Origin of the sequence: uncultured Holdemanella sp., from assembly GCF_934754935.1 — a bacterium.
Classification (GTDB): domain Bacteria; phylum Bacillota_I; class Bacilli_A; order Erysipelotrichales; family Erysipelotrichaceae; genus Holdemanella.
Genome location: NZ_CAKVJB010000062.1, coordinates 1 through 5,454 on the forward strand (window position 1 = coordinate 1; position 5,454 = coordinate 5,454).

The 5,454-nt window shown below is 28.5% G+C and carries 5 protein-coding genes; 1 reads left to right on the top strand and 4 read right to left on the bottom strand.

Annotated features, from left to right (window positions below):
* From Q0E86_RS10960 to Q0E86_RS10970, 4 genes are all read right to left on the bottom strand, one after another.
* On the bottom strand, positions 1-381 hold a 381-nt coding region (locus Q0E86_RS10960), incomplete at its 3' end, for a transposase (RefSeq protein ID WP_295757145.1).
* Positions 275-613 carry an ATP-binding protein gene (locus tag Q0E86_RS11160; RefSeq protein WP_367117399.1) on the bottom strand — a complete coding sequence of 113 codons (339 nt, stop codon included), beginning with the start codon at positions 611-613 and terminating at the stop codon, positions 275-277. The genes Q0E86_RS11160 and Q0E86_RS10960, both read right to left, overlap by 107 nt.
* 607 nt (positions 614-1,220) lie before the next feature.
* The gene (locus Q0E86_RS10965; RefSeq protein ID WP_295757147.1) at positions 1,221-2,579 is read right to left on the bottom strand and encodes an ABC transporter ATP-binding protein; all 1,359 of its coding nucleotides are present in this window, start codon (positions 2,577-2,579) and stop codon (positions 1,221-1,223) included.
* A gap of 2 nt (positions 2,580-2,581) precedes the next feature.
* The gene (locus Q0E86_RS10970; RefSeq protein WP_295757149.1) at positions 2,582-4,084 is read right to left on the bottom strand and encodes an ABC transporter ATP-binding protein; all 1,503 of its coding nucleotides are present in this window, start codon (positions 4,082-4,084) and stop codon (positions 2,582-2,584) included.
* Between the two features lie 205 nt (positions 4,085-4,289).
* Here Q0E86_RS10970 and Q0E86_RS10975 point away from each other — a divergent pair.
* Positions 4,290-5,454 (top strand): helix-turn-helix transcriptional regulator (locus Q0E86_RS10975; RefSeq protein ID WP_295757151.1); only part of this gene is annotated, 1,165 nt, incomplete at its 3' end.

The following is a 5,454-nucleotide window of genomic DNA, read 5'->3' on the forward strand; positions in this document are numbered from 1 at the left end:
TCCTTCTGTAGCTATTTTTTTTGCCACTTTCTTTTCGATTTCTTTTTCCCACGTTTCATATCTACTCATAAGCGCTACTTTTTCTTCACTCGCCCTTATATCATCATAGTAAACATGTATATTTGTTTCCTGACCATATAATTGTTTTTTTACTGTCGTTCCATAAACTCCATGTTCACCTATATAATATCCTTCTAACGACTGTACTGCCGCTCCATATTCTTCTATTATTTCCTGACATATTTTCTGATTTTGTTTCATCATCAGAATATATTCATACCCTTTTGATCTCAATGCCTTTATATTCTTTTCCGATATATATCCACGGTCCATTAGGACACCTAGTCTTTCGTGTCCAAACTCCTTCGCCTCTTCTAACATCAATCATCGGAAATGAATTACGGAATAATTCTACACGAAACATATTATCGAACTCCTGAAATCTAGGTTTCGGAAGTCCATACTCTTCAGCAGCATTCAGAATTCTTTTTATTCCACTTCCCCATGCCTCAACAAGTCCCATTTGGCTAAATATATTGGCAATGCCTTTATTACGAATTTTCGGATGACCTGAATCACAGCATGAATGACCGTGAACGAAAATTAAGCCCAATATGGAATATATCTTCTCATTTTTACTGCAGCATTTTCATCTGACAGCTTAATATAACCTGCTTCTATAGAGTTTGAAAAAATTCTTGAAGAATAAAAATATTATGATAAGAAGTTTCAGCCAAAAATCACTTCTGAACAAACCTGGTTTACAATCACATTAATGGACGTGGCTTATACTAGCAATGAAAAACCACTTAATGTCACACCTAAATTGTTTTATAACATCATTTTAAATAATCCGGAGATTAAACGGCCTAGTATCTGTAAAATCGCTGAAATTACTGATGGAAGTGCAAAAAGTATTATTCGTGAGTTGTCAAAAAAACAGCTTATCCATTTCATAGGATCACCTAAAAACGGTGGATACCATATTATCTCTGAAGAGTAATAATTCCAGTAAATGGTCCAGTAAATCTTATTATATAATATAAAAGAAATACACATTCAATTTCTCATCAGGAACAAGTTCTCTATATTATTAATATCATTTTAGTAACAAAACAACCCATAAGCATATAAAATCGCCTTATATAAGGCGCTTTTATATGTATAACTCATAAACTTTAGATATTGTTTAACTTAATGACATTGTCTCCTATTTTTATTTATACTTCTATCACACTAAACTCTTTATATTCGTTTCGATACAAATGATCTGTAAAAACAATTGTCTTTCCAGATTTCTTCAGATATTCAAAGATTTTTTCTCTAAGTTTAGAATCCACACTCATAAAATTATTATCTATTAAGATGATTTTTGCATCGGTTAATAGCGTTCTCATTAACACCATTCTAAACTGTTGACCTCCAGACAAATTATCATTTCCAACGTGTTCATTTAAAATGTCTTCTAAAAATGAATTATCATAATCCGCAGCTTGATTTAAACAAATATTTTCCTTTTTAGATACATCCATCAAATGATAATTCTCTGGTAACATGACAGAATCCGGCAACTGTGTATTTATATATTCTAAGCTCATACTTTTTCCTGATCCATTTTTTCCAATCAGAACATTGATTGTATTATATTCTATTTTTGACAATATAGAATCATCTATAGAAATTCTCTTTCTTTTTTTATTTTCAATTTTCTTATAGAAATCTTGAATATATACTTTCGTACTTTGTAATGAAACTATCAATGTACTCATATAAGTAGCTAAAGAGGATAAATCAAATGAATATGTAATAAATAATACATATGCACCAGGTGATAATGTTTTAAAATACATATACCAGAAAATAATAACCATCAAATTACAGTCTGTTACAGCACTTGAAAAGGTAGAGAATAAGCCTTTAAATACAGAAAATTTAAATCCTATATATATTTGTTGATTTACAATTTCATCTAGGTTATTCGAATAATCATCTTCCTTCCCGCTCACACGAATCCTTCTAGAATCGTTTAATAAATTTAACAATTCTTCAGAAAATCTATTACTATATTCTTTTGATTGAATCGAGTATTTCTCTACTCTTTTTTTAATCAATGAATTTAAACCAATCGCTAGTATTGGAAATAAAGTAACAAATGCAGCTAAACTTATATCAATACGTCCTAAAATAACAATCACAATAATTCCATATATTAAGTTGCATGCTGTATCAATCATATATGAAATAGTTCCAACAATTTCGTTCACATCTTCATTCAAAGCATTTATAAATTCACCCTGTTTCGCTTCAATCTCAGATTGTTCTAAAGCAGCATAAGCTTTTTTATACATAAAGTTTGCCCATTTATGTTGAGCCGTTATATCAACTTTGGCACCAATCAAAATACAGACGATTCGAATCAGCACCAAACCACATACGCAACAAGCAATAAAGATTGTATTATCGCCATCAAAGTATGTTTGAATCAACAATCCAATCAAAATAGGAAGATTATGTGCAACAAACCAAATCGCAACATCAAGAAAAAAGTAAAGTTTACTCGATTTAATAACATCAATCATATTTACAAATCCTCCATGGATATAGTCGAATCACAAAATTCTATGACTTCTTTTTCATGCGTAACTACAATTATGATTTTTTTCATTTCTTTAAATTTAGAAAATGCATTTTTTATCTTATCCATATCCACATAACTAAAAATTTCATCCAATATAATGACTGACTTTTCACTTCTTAAAGCTTTATACAAGTATAAATACTGCAATTGCCCTTTCGATAATTCATCATTCAATGTATAGCCCAAGTCTTTTTCAATCTTTTCTCGACTATATCTATGATATGGATCTACGATTTCATATGGATTCACATTCTTTTCATTCTGTCCAATATACTCTATTTCCTTTAACGTTTCTTTTTCTTTATATTCATTCAATCCTACATTGTTTATGTATATCGTCCCTGTCTGTGGCTCGTATAAATGTGCAATTAAGTTAATTAATGTTGATTTACCACTACCACTAGGACCAATCAACCCATATATATTTCCATTTTCAAAATGTAATGAACAATCCTTCAAAACAAGATTCTCATTGTATCCAAAATGAACATGATCCAAATCGATACAACAAATATTACCATTCAATAATTTTGTTCCAAAATGTAACTTACTCTTAATTTTCAACAATGCGAATACTCTTTCTTGCGCCTTCTTTGCAGATGGAACATTCTCCATTTGCGTACGTAATTCATAAATCGGGTCATCTAATAAATCAATATAATAAACAAACAAATAAATAAAACTTAAATTTATATTTTGTGTACATCCAATCAATAAAACTATAAATTTAATCATACCAAAACTAAAAATCGTAGAAATCCACAATTGATAAGATATAAATCCAGAAATCAAATCTGACTTAAAAGCAAATTGAATGAATGTATTTAGCTTCTTTTCCAAATAAGATTCCCTATTAATTTTTTTCAGCTCTGTCATCATTAAATAACACGTTGAAAACATATCAAATAAATTTTGATAAGCTTGCTTCGTTTGCGCCCACTTAACTTCAGAAACTTTATTAATCCAACGAAATACAATAAAAAGAAAAATTAACATAACAATAAGCGAAACACCTATTATCCATGACTTTATAAATGCGATACATACCACCCCTAAAAGAAATAAAATATCTTTCAATAAAGTCATTAGAAACACTAAATAAAATTCAATAACTTGAGAACTATCATTTTCTACTGTTTGTGTTAATTCACCAACACTCCTCTTCAAAACATCCTCATAGTCCATATAAACCAGATTATGTATCAATTTCATTCTTAATCTTTTGAAAAAATTCCAATACATAGATCCACTTAAAATCAAATCACATATATTAACAATCATTTTTCCAACAATCAAACTACATACAATCACAAAAATACTACTCACCGTTGATTGAATTGTCAGTATCTCTGAAACAAAAATTGGGTATATTATTTGAATTAAGGATAATACAACAATCAATAAAAAATGCAGTAATAACTGAAAATAATCTCTCTTCTCTATCATACATACCTCTTTTCAAATCTTAGAATTCATTATAAAACTAAGCCAAAACTCTGTAAATGTTCCCATGTTTACTAACTGTAGCTTTCTTCAAATTTACTTTTCATTCCTACATATATACGAATAATACAAAAGCAAAATGTTTTTAAATTCTTGAACCAAATCACATTACATGTGATAATAACCTCCAAAAGGAGGTCTTTTATTTATGCCATTTCAAATAAAACAAAATACACTCAATCTTTCTGTTCCTATTGAAAGATTAGCAGGTGCATATTATAGGATTCAGCGTACTAAGCAAAATATTTCTCTTTCTTGTTTGGCAAAAGAATTAAGAATGAACAAAGGATTTTTAAGTGATTTAGAAAATGGTAAAAGACATTTCCCCGATGGCCTATGTAAACAAATAGATTCTATTTTGAACACAAACTTTAATACAAATTATGATTTATATACTCTTTCAAGAAAATATCTATATGAAATATTTGAAAACTTTTTCTTTGAAAGACAACAATCAATCTTAGATATTTATAAAACAATTCAAGAATCTGAGAATAACATAATAAATTCATATGCTTATTTTACCTTTAAAATCATTCAATTATTTTACTATTTAAGAATCGAAAAAAATAATAGTAAAATAATTGAAATTGAAGCTTTATTAAATCAAAATTTAAACTGTTTACAATCTGATGAAATCTCAATTTACTATTCTTTACTAGGAATTTTTTATAAAAGAGATGTGGCCTCCAACCATATAGCACTTGATTATTTTTTAAAATCAAATATGATGTGTAATTCCTCCTCCATCGTTTATTCTATGAATATTTTCCAATTAATCAGTGTTTATGCAGAACTAAACCAGCCAACCCTTGCATATGAAAAATGCATATCCAGTAAAGCGTTACTAAAGCAACACAACAACTATAGTCGTATTATTACCGTTGATATGTTCGAATGTATAATACTTACTAATTTAGGTATTTACAATGAATCTAAAGAAAAACTATTAAAGATATTATCTTCGTCAAACAACGATCACTTAAATTACAAACCGAACCAAATTTATCATAACTTAGCTTGGAATGCTTTATTAAGTAAGAATTATGATGAATGTATAAAATACACAAACTTGTCAATCGAAAACAAAGATCCATCTTGTGATTTATGTTATTTCATACCCTATTCATATTACAAACAGAATGAGTATCTAAAATGTTTAGATTATATAGAATCTTATTTAGAATATGCAGACGATTTTTACAAGCCTTTTTTACTAGCTATAAGTGCTCGTACTCAAAAACAAAATGTTGATTTTGAAAAAAATATCATTTTGTATTATCAGTCACTCTTGCAGAACAATGTATACGAAG

What these genes read in the sequence shown, in the direction of transcription:
- Q0E86_RS10965 (WP_295757147.1), bottom strand. Translation starts at nt 2,579, where the DNA reads ATGATTGATGTTATTAAATCGAGTAAACTTTACTTTTTTCTTGATGTT.
- Q0E86_RS10970 (WP_295757149.1), bottom strand. Translation starts at nt 4,084, where the DNA reads ATGATAGAGAAGAGAGATTATTTTCAGTTATTACTGCATTTTTTATTG.